An 18091-nucleotide genomic window follows, 5' to 3' on the forward strand; every position below is an offset into this window, starting at 1 on the left:
TTTTAATATTTGAATTGCACCAGGTATAAACCGCATTTTATAAACTAATAATAAATATTACCACCAATTATGAATTCAGGAATTTACTATAAACGAATACTTTTAGCACTCTTTATATTGATGGTGGCCAGCACCGCAAACGCACAATTGAACACACTTACTGCCCAGGAAAAGAAGGAAGGCTGGCAATTATTATTTGATGGTAAAAGCGGTAAGGGGTGGCGCAGTGCTAAAGCAAACACGTTTCCAACGGCGGCTAATGGCTGGATAATTAAAAACGGTACATTAACCATACAGGCGTCTAACGGTGCAGAATCGCAAAACGTTGGCGATATTATTACGGTTAATGAGTATGGTGCGTTTGCACTGAGTTTCGATTTTAAACTTACAAAAGGGGCTAATAGCGGCGTAAAGTATTTTGTTACCCTTAAAGAAGATTCGGGTGCTTCTGCAATTGGTTTAGAGTACCAGGTATTAGATGATGAAGTACACCCCGATGCCAAGTTGGGCCGCGATGGCAATAGAACACTGGCTTCGCTGTATGATCTTAAAACGTCAAATAAAGCTGGTGCTGTAAAGCCAATAGGCGAGTGGAATACAGGTAAAATAGTGGTGCATCCAAATAACCAAGTAGAACACTGGTTAAACGGTATGAAGGTATTGGAATATGAACGTAAATCACCGGAATATCGCGAGTTGGTTAAAATAAGCAAGTACAAGGTTTGGCCAAACTTTGGCGAGGCCCATACAGGGCATATTTTGTTGCAAGATCATGGTAATGAGGTTAGTTACCGTAATATAAAACTTAAAGAGTTAAAGTAGTTATCAACTTGAGCAGTAAACAGCTTTGTAAACTTATGCTTTTTACAAAAACATGAAAATATCCCCGGGCCAGATCCGGGGATACTCATTTTATTGAGAGACTAATGTTGTAACGCTTGACGGAGCCAGGTTAATACCAAAGCTGTTATTGGTTACACTAAATGTGTTAGACCCTAAATTAGTACTGCTGGTTGTAAAGTACCGGTTAAAGCCAGTTACCGTTATGCCGCTTAAACTAAATGTTTGATAAGTTGTGGCTGCGTTTTGGTTTACAATTACAATAGAAATTTTCGAACCGTTTTTATAAGCTGTTACAAAAACACCAGGAGTAGGGTTTGCCGAACAAGAGATTTTTGATGAGCCGGGGCGCACGTAACGGGCAAATTGTGCCATTACATAACCTAACTTTGTAATATTACTACTTTCATCAATTGGTCCGTAACTTCTGCGAATATACCACCAAACATAGGCTGCCCAGCCGGCGTTCATACAGTCGTGAATTTCTTTTGCGGCGGTCATTGCATTACCCCAGTCATTACCGCTTATTTGCGAATTGGTGTAATGCTCAGTTTGCCAAACCGATTTTCCAATATTGCCCAAATTGTAAGGCGTTGAGCCATAAATATGCCCGCATACAAACAAGGTTTTAGCTTTTGCCGTAGCGTTGCTCAAATAGGTATTAATAAAACTTTGGCTCATATCCAGCGGTTCGGGTGCCATAATAGGGGCCCCGCAGTTACTGCCTTGATCGGCCACAAAATTAGCTACCTCTGTAGCTGTTGCACCCATCCAGCCCGAAACCGAATAATTGGGCTCGTTCCAGGGGCTTATTGCATAAACACCGCCAACAGCGCTGTTATAAGAACTGAGGTGGTTTGCGTAAGCACTATAAGAACTGGTTTTTAGTTTAAGTCCGTCCATCATAGAAGCGGGCGCGTTCCAGGCAGTTGCAATTACTTTTGCCCCATAGCCCTTTGCAGCATCTATGGTTGCTTTTTCTGCCGCAAACTGATTGCTGCTTGTTGGTACCATTACGCGTAAAATGCTTAGGCCAATACCATTGGTAGCAGAAAATGCTTTTTCGCGCTGAGCGCTTGTTAAATCGCCAATCCAAATAGGAATGCTGGCACCACCAAAACCTTGTACGGTTTGTTGTAGTGCGCTGGCATTAATAGAAGTTACTGCTGTAGTTTTCTTGTTGCTGTCTTCAACTTTTGGATCAGCCACCTGAATTTCGTTACTTTTTTTGCAGCTGAATAGAAGAACAGCCGCCATTAATACAAATGTTGTTTGTTTTTTCATCACTTTAAGAATTTAATTGGTTGATTAGTAGAGATGTACGCCCTGGCTGCGAACATGAAAGCTAAGTTAATTAAGGTGCTGAAGATGTAACAGGTCTGATTGCTTAATTAATAGTAAATATGTTCAGTTTGTTCAAGTTAATATTAAAAAGGTTGAAATACACTTTTATAAAAATGCCGATCTGGAAATTTATTCCAGATCGGCATTTCTATTTTAAATAAGTGTTATATGCGGGTTACCTTATTTGTGATTCAAAGTATTCGGCTTTTATACCTCTGTCCCGTACAACCAGGGTGTCTTTTGTAGCGTATCTTATATTTTGAACCTTGTAATTAACGGTATAGTCCAGGTAAATGGCGCTTCGGTCAGATCCTCCCAAACTATTTTTTTCGCCTTTGGAAACAAATTTACCCGTCCCTGCAATTTCAAAATCGGGAGAATTGCCGCTTACGGTACAAGTTCCATTATCTGCAAAATTTAAAACCAATGTAACAGCAACATTATTGCCTGCTGTGTTCCTGATGGTTATAGGAAGAGTAACAGATGTCAATGAGGCGGTTGTAGTGCTAACGACCTGATCGTTTTCAACATACAGCGCATGACGAAGAACGGATGTAGGCGTGCCGGTAGCCGGGGTAATTTGATCTAAACCTCTGCGCAAATAATTTGCATGCCACGGATTTACGTATTTAATTGCGTAAATAACCCGGCTTTTACTTTTTAAGATAGAATCAACACCAGTTACACCGGTCATTAACAACGGAATAACGTAATTTCTGCCCAAAGCTTTTGGATCAGCAAAAAAAGCATCGGTAAGTTGCACATCTACCCCTCCAATGATACTTCCCGAAGGAATTGTGATTTTGTTTGAAGCTAACTGATAATATGTGCTCGGCATAGCAGTTATTTTAGCACCACCACCGCCGAAGTATAGATTGTTAAGCATGGTTTCATCTACTCTAAAATCTATAGATACATTGTTCTTATTCTCATAAACACCACCCATGGTAGCCTTGATAGATACTTTGCGCTGGTTATCTAAAGTGTTGTCTACAATTAAATCTTCTCCCAAAACAACTGTTCTTACAGGATTTTGTGTAGCAAAATACACATTCGAATATGCAAAGTCGGGAAAGGGCGCATCATTATTTTTGCAAGAGGCCAGCAAGCCAGCTGCAATTATCAGCCCCATATAAAATTTGTTAATTTTCATGTTTTGTAATTTTTTAAAATCTCGCTATTCAGCTTAATTATCTCCACCCTTGATTTTGAAAAAGTAGACTAAATTTTTGCACCTCTGAAACAGGTATAGGCCCATAGTACATATAGCTTTGGAAAGAACGGGATTCTACATTATTAATAGGCGTGTAAACACCTGCATTTGCATTTAATCCTCTGGCAGTTTCGTTAAGTTTATTTAAATCAACTTTCCAGCGGCGTAGGTCCCAGAAACGGAAGCTTTCAAAACTAAGCTCCAGCCGGCGTTCGTTACGGATCAGCTCGCGCATTTTTAACTGATCGGCTTTGCATTCTTCTAAGTAAGGATCGGCAAAAGCGACAGTAGGGCTTAGCGCTCTTTTACGTATAGCTTTGATAATATCATAAGCTGAATAAGCGCGTCCTCCGTTCCCTTGCGGGCCATAAGCCTCGTTCGCGGCTTCTGCGTAGTTCAGGTACATTTCAGTATAGCGAACACGGGGTATGTAATGATTTCTATTAGCGATAGAACTTGGATTACGGTTAACATCCATTCTTAAACGTTTTTTCATGTAGTAACCTGTACGTGTAGCAGTTGGCCTGCTGTTGAGTGCATCGGGTGTTGTAGATGAGCTGCCTGTTCTAATCACAGAATTATTTACACCCGCTGTACTGCCGTCGTATATGATATATCTTGCAAACCTTGGATCTCTTCCTGCATAAGGATTTGCAGGATTATAGGCGGCATTAGGATGATCAATAGGGTAACCGTTGGCCATTGGGAAAGCATCTACCAAATTTTGAGTAGGGTTCATGATGCCGGTACCAGATAACGATGGAGGAAAATGTTGAGCCTCTTGTTGATTAGAAAGCTCACTTGAACTTAAATTTTGTCTCCAGATCATTTCGGGAGGATTTGAGCCCGCGCTTTGGTTATCAACATCGGTGGTATAAAAAGTTCCTCCGTTTACGGGTAAGGCGTTTGCTCCACCTCTGTAATCAATTAAAGCCGCAGCATACGTAGCAGCATCGGCCCAGGTGGCAGTATTAGAGCTGTTTTGAAAAGCAGGACTTGCAGCAAGCAATGCAGTTTTGGCTCTGAAGGCTTTAGCAATCAATCCGTTAAATAGTTGTCTTGCAGCATCACCCATTACCCGGTTGTAACTTTCCACACTTTGCGTAAACACTCTAAAGCGATCAGGAATCTGTGCAGCAGAAGAGATGTTATTGTATTCGGTAGGCAAATAAATATCGGCACTATCCAAATCCTTGTAAATTTGTTTTACACAAGCATCAAAGCTGGCACGGGGTTGGTTAAAATCGGCAGTAGGCGTTTGATAGGTAGTAATTAGCGGTACTCCTAATAACTGGCCATTACTGCCCACACCGCCATGATTACGCAGAAGAAAGTAATAATATAACCCGCGCAGGCCAAAAGCTTCACCGCGCAACCGCCTGTTAAACAGCCCATTAATTTGAGGATCTGCAGACCATTTTACCTTTGCCGAATTTTCCAGAAATAGGTTAATGTATTGCATGGCCTCGTAACTTTGGTTCCATACCGCGGTAGGGTTGTTTGCTGCCGTCCATGCACCTGTTGCCAGTTGTTGATAAGCGGAACCTAACTGATTGGTAACAGCATCGTCTGTAGCGTATTCCGAATTATCATAATAATTTGGAATATTAATATAAGCATTGATTAAAAAACCTTGCGCATACACTGCATCAGTGTACATCTGTTCAATTGTTTTTATATTTTCAGGCTCAGGGTCTAAAAGCTTTTTACAACTTGTTAGCGCTAAGGCTGCCAATCCTAAAATTGTAATATATAATTTCATGTTGTTTACAATTTATTTAATACTTTAAAAAGAAGTTCTTACACCCAGGTTTAAAAAACGTGTTTGGGGAGGTGAACCTATGTTGGTTTCCAATAATCTACGTTCTTTTGCTACCACAAGAAGATTATCTCCTTGTACGTAAATACTCAGGCCGTGTACAAATGACTTTTTCAGGATATCGTCATTAAAATCATAGGTAAACTGTACCCTGTCTAAATTAAACCTATTAGTTTTATACATCCAGTAAGTAGAGTTTCTGTAATTGTTAGCAGTGCTGTTGGTGCTCAAACGCGGATACGTTGCCGAAGCCGCAGTAGCAGGTGTCCAACGGTTTAACACTTCAACAGAATACTTGCCAGTAGCACTTGGCCAGTAGTAAGAACCGCTTTTGAATGCAATAGCACCAGCATTGCCCGAACCTAAGGCAAACATTGTTAAACGCTTCCATTTTACGGTAACATTTACGCCATAATTAAATGGAGATGATGCAAATCCGTTATGACCCAGATCAATCTGATCCCTGTCATTAATTACACCGTCGCCGTTAATATCTTTGTACTTGATATCGCCAGGCCTAAGTGTACCACCAAACTGTTGAGCTGGAGAATTGGTTATTTCTGCTTGGTTTTGGAATAAACCTTCAGCAACATAACCGAAAAAATTATCTAAAGGTCTGTTGGTTCTGGCCAAATAGGTTTCAGTTGGTGTTTCATTGAGCCGTAATATTTTTGAATTGTAAAACAAGCCGGTCATTCCTAATGAATACTGTACCTCGCCTATTTTTTTGTTCAAATTAAGCGCAAAGTCTACACCGGTACGTTTCTGTTTGCCGTAATTAAGCCAAGGTCTGAAATCTCCTTGACCTGTGAAATAAGAAGGAAAGGGATCAGATCCTTGTTGTGCAAGCAACCCATCGGTAATTTGCGAAAAATAATTAGCGTCAAATGTGATCAGATTCTTTGACATTGATCCTTCCAGCCCAACTCTAAATTCATTCCGTTTAACGAAAGTGAGGTCAGGGTTTCCTCCTCCCACAGAACGGGTTGTATTTCCACCTGCACCAGCAGCACCATCACGCCATTGGTAATAACCGGCAGTAGGAGTGCGGTTGGTAAAAAAAGTTTCATACAAATAGTAATCAACAGCACCGGTAGCGCCAAATCTTGTACCTGTAATATCCAGGTCTTGCTTTAAAGATGCGTATGATGATGTCAATTTCAAATTATTAAAGAATGAAAGGTTCTTTTTAAAGAAGCCCTCATCGCTAAGGCGCCAGCCAGCAGTTACGGTAGGAGATATGCCATTACGTTTTGAAGGAGGTAACTTTGCCGAATGTACCAGTGCGCCCGAAAAGTCTAAATAATACTTTTTCCGAAAGTTGTAACCTGCCTGAAAACCAAGGTTGGTATTTTTTAATGGCTGATAGGTACCTCCGCCATTATTTATATCGCCCGAGTTTTGGCTCGTAAACCACCAGCCCATCAATGTAGCCGCTACATTGTGATCATTTGCAAACGTGCGACCATAATTAAACTGCGATTTGAACGACATGGTTTGCGTATAAACCGATCTTCCCACATTTTCTACAATAGAATTTCGATCGATACCATATTGTTTAACACCTTGTTGCGGGCCTCCAAAATCGGTAATCACATCTCTACCATTTACTGTAGTCCAAATTGGTTCGTATGTAGCATATTCTAATAGATAGGCCTCAGAATATACTGAATTATAATCTAAACTTGTACCGGTTGTGAATGATAACCCTTTTGTTAAAACACCCAGGTCGGCTTTCGCATTTATATTGTAGAGAAAGGTGCGCGATTTAGTTTTAATGTATCCTGCTGCAAGCATATCCGAAAACACATTTGTACGTACATTTGATAAAGCGCCGAGTAAATACTGTCCGTCGATAATGTGATTACTGTTTCTTGCTATTTCAATAATTTGATTGTAATTAGGACTGTTTACATCAATTGCATCAATAGGAAATAAGGGTGAAAACCTATTGAAGTTAGGTGGAATTGTAGCACTTGCTCCCCAAAAATCGCCACGGCCCACATAATTATCGTTCAAATTAGCCACTGCATTTGCGGAGGCTGTAAGCCATTTGGAGATATTCATATCAACATTGCCTCTCACATTGAACCCAAAATCTCTGTTTTTCTTCTGTTCGCCGTAATTAACCAAACTGTTGTTAGAATTTAAGCCGATATTGGTGTAATAACGTGCAAATTCGTTACCACCCGCAATTTCTGTGGTAATATCTGACCTTGAATAAGTTTTTTTAAGATAGTCTGAGCTGAAAAAATCAATATCAGCATAACGAAAAGGACTGGTACCGGCCCTGGTAATATCAATCTCAGCTTGCGGATATCCTCCTGTTGTAATCCCGTCATTGGCCAAAGCCTCGTTATAAAAGGTTTTATAATCGGCCGCGTTAAGGTATTTAGGGTAAGATTTTGGTATGAACAGCCCGGTATTGGCACGCACATCAATCTTTAACGCACCAATGCTTCCCCTCTTAGTGGTGATTAAGATAGCGCCTTTAGATCCATTGCTGCCATATAATGCTACCGCATCGGCACTTTTAAGTACCGTAATAGATTCTACCTCAGTTAAACGTACATCGGCAGCCCGCCTTGGTACACCATCTATTAATACAAGGGCAGCCTGACCCCATATATTGTTATTTGCATAACCCCCAATAAGACTCTGCAAGTTACCAAGACTATTGGTACTGTAGTTCTTTTTTAATAGATCGGAAACATTAACCGTAGAAACCCCACCCAATAAATCTTCTTTGGCCACCGTTCGGAAGGCTACATTTACCAGGGTATCACTTTTTTCCTGTCCCAGAGCTTTTGCTGCACTTACTAAAAATGCGGCAAACAGAACACAGCAGGACTTTATATATATATTCTTCATTTTTATTGAATGTTTATTACCAACCTGGATTCTGTTTAAATTCTGCATATAAGTTAACGTCCTCTAAACGGAACGGAAACCAATAATGACGCTGACCCAATGCCCTTTCCAATAGTATTGTTTCTCTGAAGTTTCTTACCCGTGCATTTTTAGGGTCGGCGTACACCTGGGCGTTTGTAGGGAGTGCCCGGTCAAACTCAACTGCTTTTTTGTAGGTGTATGGGCGCTCAGTTAATAGTAACCATCGGCGTAGGTCATTAAAACGGTGGCCTTCAAATGCCAGTTCTACTGCACGCTCCCGTCTTAGTTCACTCATAAAGTTGGTGGTTGATCCTAAAAATTTGCTGGCAACACCAGGTACTCCCGCCCTGCTACGTACTTTATTGATAGCTTCTACTGCTGATAGTGCATAGCCAGGTGCGGTACTTTGAGGGCTGCCATAACCATTAGCGGTAGCCTCGGCGTACATCAGGTAAACATCGGATAGCCGCATTAAAGGCAATACAAACGTATTATTATCCAAAATACCACTACCGTCATAAGAGTTCATCATTTTTGCAACAAGTTTAGAGTTCATGTAACCTGTCCAAACTCTTTTATTACCATCTGCCGTGCGCATTAGCCCATTGGTAAAGAGGCTGGCATATTGCCTGAATTCGTTATTGCCAACACTTGAAGCTGTGTTAACGCATCTTTCGCCATCTATCATAATGTCGTTATAAAAACGGGGATCTCTGTTACGCCACGGATATTCTGGATCGTAACCACTTTCGGGGTCTGCTCTTTCAGGATCAACAATGGGTAAGCCGTTAGCCATACCATAATAATCTACATAATTAGCAGTAGGATAAACTTTAATTCCGGTTGTGTGAATAACTATTGGCCGGTAATCATTTACCTGGTTATAACGAAAGCGTGTTGGATTGCCAGAAAAGTTTTCATGCATAATAGACTCTTTTAATCCGGGAACAAGACCTTGCTTATTCCAGGTATAAAACACATCGCGGATCTGCGCATATGGGGCAAGTTCATAACGCGAGGTAGATTCAATGGTCTGCAGCATTTGTGCAAACACATCGGCCGCTTTTTTACAATAGTCGGTATTATATGCACTGCTACCGGTTGATTCTCTGTTCATTAGCGGGCTACCAGCAAACAAGTAATTTTTTGCCAAAAAACCCATGGCCATTATCTTATTGATCCGGTCATTGTTGTTTCCTCGTGTTCTGGCACCTACAAGAGTTTGTTCCCAATCTAAAGGAAGTAGCTCGGAAGCTTTTTTAAGATCGGCTGCAACCTTGTCTGCAGTGGCCTGGTAGCTTAGGCGTGGTATTTTTATTACCTCATTAGTAGGAAAAACCTGGTCAACATAAGGTAAACCGCCCCAATATTGCATAACCTGGAAATGAAAAAAACCTCTGAAAAAGTATAATTGTCCGGCTATCAGATCTTTTTCCTCTTGTGTAGCATCAGTTAGCTTGTCTAAATTGGCTAACCCAATATTGGCTTTTCTAATGCCGTACCAAGACAGGCCCCATAAATGTTTTTTGTTGGCACTGTTAGTATTATCTGAAGCCCCTGCTCCATCAGGGCCTAAAAAGTTATAAAAAGAATTAGTCCAGGCAAAATAATTACCATTATCAATTTGGTAAGATATTAAGCGGGTTTCGCCAATTTCCCAAAACTCATCTTCGCCCAAATTAAAGCTGTTATGTGCTTCGTTTAAACTCAATAGTGGTATACAGTTATAAAATTCCTCTGTAAAACCCTGAAAGTTGACAAAATTTTTAAACGGGTCTTCTTCGCTAATATCAGCGAGCGGAGACCTTTCGAGATACTTTTTGCAGGAATTTAAGCTACCCATAGTTAATACAATGATTACAGGGAGTAGCACTTTTGTGAATAAATTTTTCATCTTTATAATATTTATAAGGTGATATCAAGACCTAAATTAATACGTCTTACGGTAGGGTAGGCACCACCCTCAGATGATCCGCTGAAATTAGATTCACGATCATCAGGCAATTTGGTCCATAACAGTAAGTTGTTACCATTTACATATATTCTGCAGGTTTTTAATCCTACTTTTTTTACATAATTGGCAGGAAGACTGTAACCTATTTCGGCATTTTTTAAGCGGATGTATGAACCATCGTATGAGTAGCGCGTTCCATCTCCACCAAAAGGGTCTTGCACGGTTTGACGTGGCGGCGGCACATCGCCTCCACCATTTTGTACAAAATAAAATGGTTGTTCTACAAAAACTAAGTTACTTCTTCCCTGAAAGTTCCTGAAAGCAACTTGGCGGGTTACATTATTAACGGCATAAAATTGAACAAAGAACGTGAGGCCTTTCCATTCAAAACCTAAGTTAGCGTTGTAGGTATTTTGGGGAGTACCCGTATAACCATAAGGTACGATGTCTTTGTTGTCAATAACACCGTCGGCATTGTAGTCAATGATGTTGTAATCGCCTGGTAGTTTATTTTGATTGTTGGCATTGCGTGTGGTACTTCCATAAATGTCGTCCCAACTGGTTAAAAAACCACTATTAACAAACGAAGTGGTTTGACCTATAGGAAAGCCGGCTAATTTTTGGTAATCAGGCGTAAGTATTGCATCATCGCGGAATATGGTTTTATTCTCTGCATGGGTAACAGCAGCGTTTGCCCATATACGGGTACCTCCGTTAAAAGAGTGGGTTAATTTCAACTCCAATTCGTATCCTTTACTGGTTACCTCGCCTACGTTAACGCTGGGGGCACTATTCACAAAACCGTAAAAAGAAGGTATAGCACGACGTGCGCCCTGAACTACAACACCTGTCCGCCTGTCGTTAAAGAAATCTACGTTACCTGAAATCTGACCTTTCAAGAAGCTATATTCGGCAGCAATGTTGCGCTTTTCTGAGGTCTCCCATCTAAGGTCTGGGTTACCCAGTGTACCTACACGATAATTAACATAGGGGGAAGTTGTGTATCTTTCACCTAAAAACGTAGTGCCTCCGTACAGGTAAGAATCTCGGAACGGAAAACGACCGCCAGTATTTTGAACTGCGTCGTCACCAATTCTGCCCCAAGAGCCACGAATTTTGAAGTTATCTATAAAGGTGAGTTTTTTCATGAATGGTTCTTCACTAACAACCCATCCTGCAGATAAAGAAGGAAAGAAGGCAAAACGGTAATCGGGGCCAAATTGCTCCGATCCGTTGTAGGCACCATTGCTTTCGAGGAGATATCTGTTTTTAAAATTATAAGTAACCCTGTAAGCCCAGCTTTCCCTAAATGTGGGGAAATTACTTCCGGTTGCAATTTTATCACGTTGCATGAGTGCTAAACCGGTAACATTATGCGCGCCAAAATTACGGGCATAGTTTAAACTAAACTGATAGTTGATGTTTCTTAAAGTAGCTCTTGGATCTACCGCCCCCGGATTTACCTGCCAGGATATATTATTGCTAAAGTCAAACTGAGAGCCTGCAATAATAGTAGATTGTTCAGGCTGTTCAATACCTGTAGAGGGGCTTATCCATTTGCGTTGTGCCGTATTAAACCTGTCATCTATACCTCGTTCTCTTTCCAGGAAGGAATTATCTAACGAAATGGATGACCTGAAGCTAAGCCCTTTGGTTACCATATCCAACTGTTGTTGGAGAATAAAATCGGTTGTTAGCTGAGTGGTGGTTCGAGATTCAACACCCGAATAAGCCAACCAGAACGCTGCGTTAGGCTGATCTTGAGTTGCATTAGGAAAAAAGCCATAACTTCCGTCTGAATAAACGGGTTGAAAAGAATCTGGTGCGGTACGGTAGGCCGAAGACCAAAATTGTTGGTCACCATCAGCCAGCATAAAAGGTAGCTTACGAACACCCTTTGAGCCAAATAACTTTGTAGAAAATGTGGTGGTTTTAGTTAAATTGAAATCAAGGTTGCTTCTAACGTTAGTTCGGTTATAGCCAAAACCTGCAGCGTATCCGCGGTTATTCTGAAACGTTTTAAATAGATCTCCTTCTTGTACTACATCTACTGAATTAAAATAGGAAACAAATTTAGAACCGCCCGAAATATTGATCGAAGTGTTATAAGACATCGCCTTGTCTTTAAATAACTCTTCTTCCCAATTTACGTTAGGATAGCGATCTCTTTCAATGCTATTAGCCGGATTACGGTATTTGTTAATAATAGACATTGGTGTATAACCCGACCAAACGGCCTGGTCTACCAATGACTCTCTCTCAATGACCTGATTTTTTATCATCAGTGCATCATAGGCATCATATTTTTCTGGTAGTTTAGAAGGTATTTTGGTAGTTATATTTGATCGTATCTGAATTTGCGGCTTTCCTTCAACGCCTCGTTTTGTAGTTACTAAAATTACACCGTTAGCACCCCTTACACCATAAATAGCAGTAGCCGATGCATCTTTCAATACCGAGATGGTTGCCACAGAAGAAATATCTATAGAACTGATAGAACGTTCAACCCCGTCAATGAGTACAAGTGCTGCACTGTTGTTCCAGGAACTTACCCCTCGAATGGTTATCTGTGGATCTTCGCCGCCGGGTAAGCCCGAAGAAGCAGTTGTTACAAGGCCCGGGAGGTTGCCGGTTAACGCCATACCCAAATTGGTAACACCACCTGTACGTTCAAGCACTTTTCCAGTAGTTTGAGTAATAGCACCAGTAACGCTTGTTTTCTTTTGTTGCCCGTATCCTACAACAATAACCTCGTTCATGTTTCTGACTTCGTCTTGTAGTATGATTCTGTTTTCTGCAGAACTCGAAACCCTAACTTCTCTGGTCACCATTCCTACAATGGAAACAACTACAATAAGGTTATTTCCAGGGACATCTAATGTGAATTTTCCATTCTGGTCTGTTATTGATTTTTTTACATTGCTACCTTTTGTAGCAATAATGGCTCCTATAACTGGCTCGCCAGTATTACTGACTATGGTACCTTTAATTGTAACATTATCTTGTGCTTGAGTTATTAAAGCGCTGAAAAGCAGTAGTATAATCAGAAACGAGATCTGTACACTATGCTTTATTTCGTTTTTAATTCTTATCATTTTTTCTTTGAGAATAAATAAGTAATGGCTTTTTCTGATGGTTGGTGAATTTAAATACCGGAAGATCATAAGTGGATGCCGATCAGTTTTTCACGATCTCATAACTTAACATATCCGTTAAAAATTCTTCCCACTCTTATTTGTAAAATCCTGTAATTATTTAAGGCTGGATATAAAATATTAGACATAATCCAGTTAGCCTGAGCACGGAAATATTGCCAGGATAATCAATTCGAGAATGTAGCGATGGTACTTAATCCGAGCGTAAATTTTTTTCCATAATTAATTATAACTGTACTTTTTTTAATTTAAGAGCTTTAAAAACTATTATATATAGTTGATTAAGAGATTTTTAGGTTGGTGCTGTCATTTAAATTTAGATTTATGGGTTAATATTGGTTTTAGTAAATATGGTATTCAGATATATAATAATACCTGGAGATTTAACTCAATGAGCCCGTACTATTACAGCAAATTATTAACAGGATAGTAGTATTTTAATGATGTACTTATAATTAAAGTAGCCACTTAAAATCTTGTAATAGTTTATTCATTAAGTTTATAATTAGGTTATCAATCAGTTCAAAACCAATTCAACTGAAACTTCAAGATTTTTAATTAATTTAATAATTAAAAAACGGCATAGATGCAGCACTCAGAAGCAAGAATTTCAGTTATAGTTGGTTACTTATGCTAATGAAAATTGACTCCACAGCACTGGTTTATTTATATTTCAAACCTATGATTGTGCAGAGTTGAGAAGTGGCACAATTGTATAAATCTATCATAAATTTGTTTAACAAATGTACGTTGTACATCAATTTCAATCGATTGTATTTTTTGAGGAATTATAGCAATTTGATAACAGGCTATACCAAAATTTTAAAAATAGTTAACGTACGGATCAGATTACTTCGGATTTGGAAACAGATAGGTATAAAAACTAATATTGAAGCCAGTTATTCATATTATTTAACATTAGTAAAAAGGAAACAATACCTGATCATAAATAATGAATTCTTAAATTAACGTTAGTGGTTATTAAACTTGCTCATTTATTAGTGCTTATAGTACTTATATATAACTTGGAAAATAGACTTAGTTTATTGCGCAAACGTAAACAGGGCCTGGATTTTTTAATGTGGGAATAAGCATTAAAAACATCTTTCTGAATATCCTTGTAGTATATTAAACATTTTTCCTATTAATTTAAACGATAGTTGTGACAACAACCACTCCCGTTGTATAATTTTAAATGATGCATATTGAAGTTTGTTAGAGCGCCTAAACTGGTTTTCAAACCAGCTAAATAGTAATTGGCATTGTTGGCCAATTATATACTTATTCAATCAATCAATTTAACCAATGATATTTAAATGTTTTTTTTTAGGCTGCTTAATGCAGTTATTATGCGTTTCAGGGCTCATTGCTCAAAATCCAATTATACAAACGCATTATTCACCAGATCCGGCGCCGATGGTTTACAAGGGTACCGTTTATTTGTACACCGGTGATGACATACCCGGCTTCGACTTTTATTACATGACTAAGTGGCGTGTGCATTCCTCCTCAGATATGGTGAACTGGACCGATCATGGCTCGCCTATTTCATTAGAATCTTTTTCATGGGCCAGAGACCGTGCCTGGGCTTCGCAATGCATTGAGCGTAATGGTAAATTTTACTGGTATATATGCGCTCAAACAGTTCAAAATAACATGGCTATAGGCGTGGCTGTATCTGATAAACCCACCGGGCCTTTTATCGATGCATTAGGCAAACCGCTTATTATTACCGGCAGCTGGTCAAATATCGATCCTACGGTTTATATTGATGATGATGGACAAGCTTACCTTTATTGGGGCAATGGCAGTTCCTATTATGTAAAGCTAAATAAGGATATGATATCTTACTCGGGGGATATTGTTGAAGTTGCGCAAACGGTGGAAACTTTTGGAGGTGTAAGGCGCCCAAAGAATAGCGGTGCGCAAAGTGCCGGCCAGGTTACACCCAATAAAGATATGTATGTAGAAGGGCCGTGGTTTTATAAACGGAACGGAAAATACTATTTAATGTATGCCGGCATGAGTAAAAGTGTCGAAAGTCTGTCGTATTCAATGAGCGATAATCCAACAGGTCCATGGAAGTATAAGGGAAAAATTATGACCGATCAACCTACCAATAGTTTTACCAATCATGGAGGAATAATTGATTTTAAAGGTAAATCGTACCTGTTTTATCATACCGGCCTTTTACCAGGCGGGGGCAGTTATGGCCGTTCTACCGCAATTGAAGAGTTTAAATATAACCCGGATGGCACAATACCTGCAATATTGATGACTAAAGCAGGTATTAAGCCCGTAGGTACATTAGATCCTTACATTCGGGTAGAGGCTGAGACCTTTGCCTGGTCTGAAAAATGCAGTATAGACCAAAGCGCAGCGATGGGCGTATTTATTACCAAGATACGAACAGGCGGCTATGTAAAAGTATGCGAAGTTGAGTTTGGCAATACCGGACCCAAAAAGTTTTCTGCTGCCATAGCAGCCGGGCTGGATGGCGGTGTACTCGAAGTACATGTTGATAGCTTAAAAGGCTCAAAACTTACAAGCATTGAAATTCCGCGCACTGGTGGATGGGATAAATGGAAGCAGATTTCGGCTACAGTTGATGCAACAGTAACCGGCCGTCATGATATATATTTTTTATTTAAAGGTCAAAATATTACCGCCGGACGTGAGCTTTACAATTTTGACTACTGGAAGTTTGAACGCTAATTAATAACCTATTTAATGTGAGTTGGGAATAAGGGTTTTAAAAAATCAGGAAGCAACAAGTTTTAAAATTAATGCAATCGAATTTTTGAATTTGGTGTACAAGGGTTAGAAATTAACAAAATAGGGGAGCGCCGCTTGGGTATTCATTAAAAGAAAATGCCGCTATTTTGAGCCAAATTGGTTATATTTACCCAGTTGATAACCACTATATATCAGTTCCAGCATTCTAAATTTAAAGGGTAACGTACTCCTTTAGCTATGTTCTGCTGTTTTATGATTGAACATAACTTTTTTGCAAATGACGCTTGAGTTTTTTTGTCCGCATTGGGGAAGTGAAGAACTTCCATTTGAAATTTTTGCAGAAAAAGTTGTTGCCGATGGATATGACGGTATAGAAATGAGTTTGCCATTACTTATTTCAGAGCGCAAAAATATTTTAAGCATAATTCGTAAGTTAATGCTAACAAGTACCTAATTTTTTTTATCGGTTTGTGGTACCACGGGTTATACCTTACTTCATTATCATCTCCAATATATTATAATAAAATGATGAAAAATTTAACATGGGTAATATAAGAGCCTGGTTTTCGGTTTATGTGTAAATTATAAATGTAATTTGTAATCTGCGTTAAAATTTGAGGAATTGGAAAGTTGAAAGAAGAGAATTGACGACACTCATAATTAAAGAAAAAAACTATCTTTGGGCACCAAAAAGCTTCCGTAGTTCAATGGATAGAATTATGGTTTCCGGTACCATCGATATGAGTTCGAATCTCGTCGGGAGCACTTGTAAAGGGGATGTGTCAATGTGATACATCCCCTTTTTTTGTTTGAACGAATTGATTATGCGTGTTGTATAGCATGCTTTAGCGCCGCATTATGTTTATACCGGAACACAAACGGAAATATAATGGCAATTACCAGCGCATACCCGGCAAAGCTTAGCCAGATGCCATGCCAGTTTTTACTTTGATCGGGCAGGGTAAAAAACTGATCGATAATAATACCGCTGGCAAAACTGCCAAATAAGGCACCGAAACCGTTTACCATCATCATAAATAAGCCTTGGGCGCTGCCACGTATCTCAGGTGTAGTTTGTGTTTCTACGAACAACGAACCCGAAATATTGAAAAAATCGAAAGCCATACCGTAAACAATACATGATAAAACGATCATCCATAAACCCTCGGCGGGGTTGCCAAACGCGAACAAGCCGAAACGTAACACCCAGGCCAGCATACTAAACAGCATTACATATTTAATACCGAATTTGCGTAAAAAGAAAGGGATAGCTAAAATGAACAGCGTTTCGGAGATCTGCGATATAGACATGATGATAGCGGGATATTTAACCGCTATGGTGTTTTTGTAAATATTAATCTTGTTAAAATCGTGCAGGTAGGTATCACCATAGGCATTGGTTAGTTGTAAAGCCGCACCTAACAACATAGAGAAGGTAAAAAATATAGCGAATTTTGGCGTTTTAAACAAGGCAAAGGCGTTTAGGCCTAATGTATTTGTAAAAGAGCGATTGCTCATTTTGCTTAATAGTGGCGGGCATTTGGGTAATGTAAAAGAATAAATACCTAATGCCAGAGCCACCGCCGATGCAATGTAGAATTGATTTACAGAGGTTTCGTTATGGGTAAGGCTCACTGTCCACAAGGCGGCAATAAAGCCAATGGTTCCCCATATACGGATAGGAGGATAGTCTTTAACTACATCTAAATGGCTATTCTTTAATGCCGAGTAGGCAACTGTTATGGACAGCGATAGCGTTGGCATATAAAACAGCATATTGAGCAATATTACCCAAAAAAATGTGGTAGGATTTTCAACCAGTGGTAAGGTGAACAATACCAGTGCTCCTAAAATGTGCATAATGCCGTAAAGCTTTTCGGCATTAATAAACCGGTCGGATATAATACCGGTGAGCGCGGGCATAAAAATAGAGGCAATGCCCATGGTAGAAAATATTGCCCCAAACTGCGCACCCGACCAATGTTTATTTTGAAACCAATATGCGCCAATGGTGAGCAACCAGGCTCCCCATATAAAAAATTGCATAATGTTCATTAGTATCAAGCGAAACTTAATAGTCATACAGTACCCGTTTAAACAATAATTTTAGTCCGAATTAATTAAAAACGGAAAGTAGT

The 18091-nt window shown here is 39.5% G+C and carries 10 protein-coding genes and 1 tRNA gene; 4 read left to right on the forward strand and 7 right to left on the reverse strand.

Going from position 1 to position 18091, the window contains the following annotated elements; translation table 11 throughout:
• The first annotated feature begins 69 nt into the window (after window positions 1-69).
• Window positions 70-822 carry a 3-keto-disaccharide hydrolase gene (locus tag ACFQ3S_RS04725; RefSeq protein ID WP_377161747.1) on the forward strand — a complete coding sequence of 251 codons (753 nt, stop codon included), beginning with the start codon at window positions 70-72 and terminating at the stop codon, window positions 820-822.
• Window positions 823-912: 90 nt separating this feature from the next.
• Here ACFQ3S_RS04725 and ACFQ3S_RS04730 read toward each other — a convergent pair whose 3' ends face one another.
• The 6 genes from ACFQ3S_RS04730 to ACFQ3S_RS04755 all read right to left on the reverse strand — a co-directional run bounded on the left by ACFQ3S_RS04730 (window position 913) and on the right by ACFQ3S_RS04755 (window position 13157).
• Window positions 913-2124, reverse strand: a complete 1212-nt coding sequence (locus ACFQ3S_RS04730) for a hypothetical protein (protein ID WP_377161749.1) — start codon at window positions 2122-2124, stop codon at window positions 913-915.
• Between the two features lie 235 nt (window positions 2125-2359).
• The gene (locus tag ACFQ3S_RS04735) at window positions 2360-3337 is read right to left on the reverse strand and encodes a DUF5627 domain-containing protein (protein ID WP_377161751.1); all 978 of its coding nucleotides are present in this window, start codon (window positions 3335-3337) and stop codon (window positions 2360-2362) included.
• A gap of 37 nt (window positions 3338-3374) precedes the next feature.
• On the reverse strand, window positions 3375-5159 hold the full coding sequence (locus ACFQ3S_RS04740) for a RagB/SusD family nutrient uptake outer membrane protein (protein WP_377161753.1): 1785 nt from the start codon (window positions 5157-5159) through the stop codon (window positions 3375-3377).
• 24 nt (window positions 5160-5183) lie between these two features.
• Window positions 5184-8087 (reverse strand): SusC/RagA family TonB-linked outer membrane protein, encoded by a 2904-nt coding sequence (locus tag ACFQ3S_RS04745; RefSeq protein ID WP_377161755.1) that lies wholly within the window; start codon window positions 8085-8087, stop codon window positions 5184-5186.
• Between the two features lie 16 nt (window positions 8088-8103).
• Window positions 8104-10002 (reverse strand): RagB/SusD family nutrient uptake outer membrane protein, encoded by a 1899-nt coding sequence (locus ACFQ3S_RS04750; RefSeq protein WP_377161757.1) that lies wholly within the window; start codon window positions 10000-10002, stop codon window positions 8104-8106.
• An 11-nt stretch (window positions 10003-10013) separates the two neighbouring features.
• On the reverse strand, window positions 10014-13157 hold the full coding sequence (locus ACFQ3S_RS04755; RefSeq protein ID WP_377161759.1) for a SusC/RagA family TonB-linked outer membrane protein: 3144 nt from the start codon (window positions 13155-13157) through the stop codon (window positions 10014-10016).
• Window positions 13158-14555: 1398 nt separating this feature from the next.
• On the opposite strand from ACFQ3S_RS04755, the gene ACFQ3S_RS04760 reads away from it, so the two are divergent.
• The 3 genes from ACFQ3S_RS04760 (at window position 14556) to ACFQ3S_RS04770 (ending at window position 16718) form a co-directional block, all read left to right on the forward strand.
• Window positions 14556-15932, forward strand: a complete 1377-nt coding sequence (locus tag ACFQ3S_RS04760) for a glycoside hydrolase family 43 protein (protein WP_377161761.1) — start codon at window positions 14556-14558, stop codon at window positions 15930-15932.
• Window positions 15933-16230: 298 nt separating this feature from the next.
• Window positions 16231-16407 carry a hypothetical protein gene (locus tag ACFQ3S_RS04765; protein WP_377161763.1) on the forward strand — a complete coding sequence of 59 codons (177 nt, stop codon included), beginning with the start codon at window positions 16231-16233 and terminating at the stop codon, window positions 16405-16407.
• A 239-nt stretch (window positions 16408-16646) separates the two neighbouring features.
• Window positions 16647-16718 (forward strand) — tRNA-Arg (locus ACFQ3S_RS04770).
• A 57-nt stretch (window positions 16719-16775) separates the two neighbouring features.
• Here ACFQ3S_RS04770 and ACFQ3S_RS04775 read toward each other — a convergent pair.
• On the reverse strand, window positions 16776-18035 hold the full coding sequence (locus tag ACFQ3S_RS04775) for a nucleoside permease (protein WP_377161765.1): 1260 nt from the start codon (window positions 18033-18035) through the stop codon (window positions 16776-16778).
• Between the last annotated feature and the right edge of the window lie 56 nt (window positions 18036-18091).

This window comes from Mucilaginibacter terrae, assembly GCF_042679325.1.
Lineage (GTDB): Bacteria > Bacteroidota > Bacteroidia > Sphingobacteriales > Sphingobacteriaceae > Mucilaginibacter > Mucilaginibacter terrae.

Excerpts from the sequence above, each read along its gene's own strand:
- ACFQ3S_RS04755 (WP_377161759.1), bottom strand. The coding sequence starts at position 13,157 with ATGATAAGAATTAAAAACGAAATAAAGCATAGTGTACAGATCTCGTTT.
- ACFQ3S_RS04735 (WP_377161751.1), bottom strand. The coding sequence starts at position 3,337 with ATGAAAATTAACAAATTTTATATGGGGCTGATAATTGCAGCTGGCTTG.
- ACFQ3S_RS04730 (WP_377161749.1), bottom strand. The coding sequence starts at position 2,124 with ATGAAAAAACAAACAACATTTGTATTAATGGCGGCTGTTCTTCTATTC.
- ACFQ3S_RS04750 (WP_377161757.1), bottom strand. The coding sequence starts at position 10,002 with ATGAAAAATTTATTCACAAAAGTGCTACTCCCTGTAATCATTGTATTA.
- ACFQ3S_RS04760 (WP_377161761.1), top strand. The coding sequence starts at position 14,556 with ATGCAGTTATTATGCGTTTCAGGGCTCATTGCTCAAAATCCAATTATA.
- ACFQ3S_RS04740 (WP_377161753.1), bottom strand. The coding sequence starts at position 5,159 with ATGAAATTATATATTACAATTTTAGGATTGGCAGCCTTAGCGCTAACA.
- ACFQ3S_RS04745 (WP_377161755.1), bottom strand. The coding sequence starts at position 8,087 with ATGAAGAATATATATATAAAGTCCTGCTGTGTTCTGTTTGCCGCATTT.
- ACFQ3S_RS04775 (WP_377161765.1), bottom strand. The coding sequence starts at position 18,035 with ATGACTATTAAGTTTCGCTTGATACTAATGAACATTATGCAATTTTTT.
- ACFQ3S_RS04765 (WP_377161763.1), top strand. The coding sequence starts at position 16,231 with ATGACGCTTGAGTTTTTTTGTCCGCATTGGGGAAGTGAAGAACTTCCA.
- ACFQ3S_RS04725 (WP_377161747.1), top strand. The coding sequence starts at position 70 with ATGAATTCAGGAATTTACTATAAACGAATACTTTTAGCACTCTTTATA.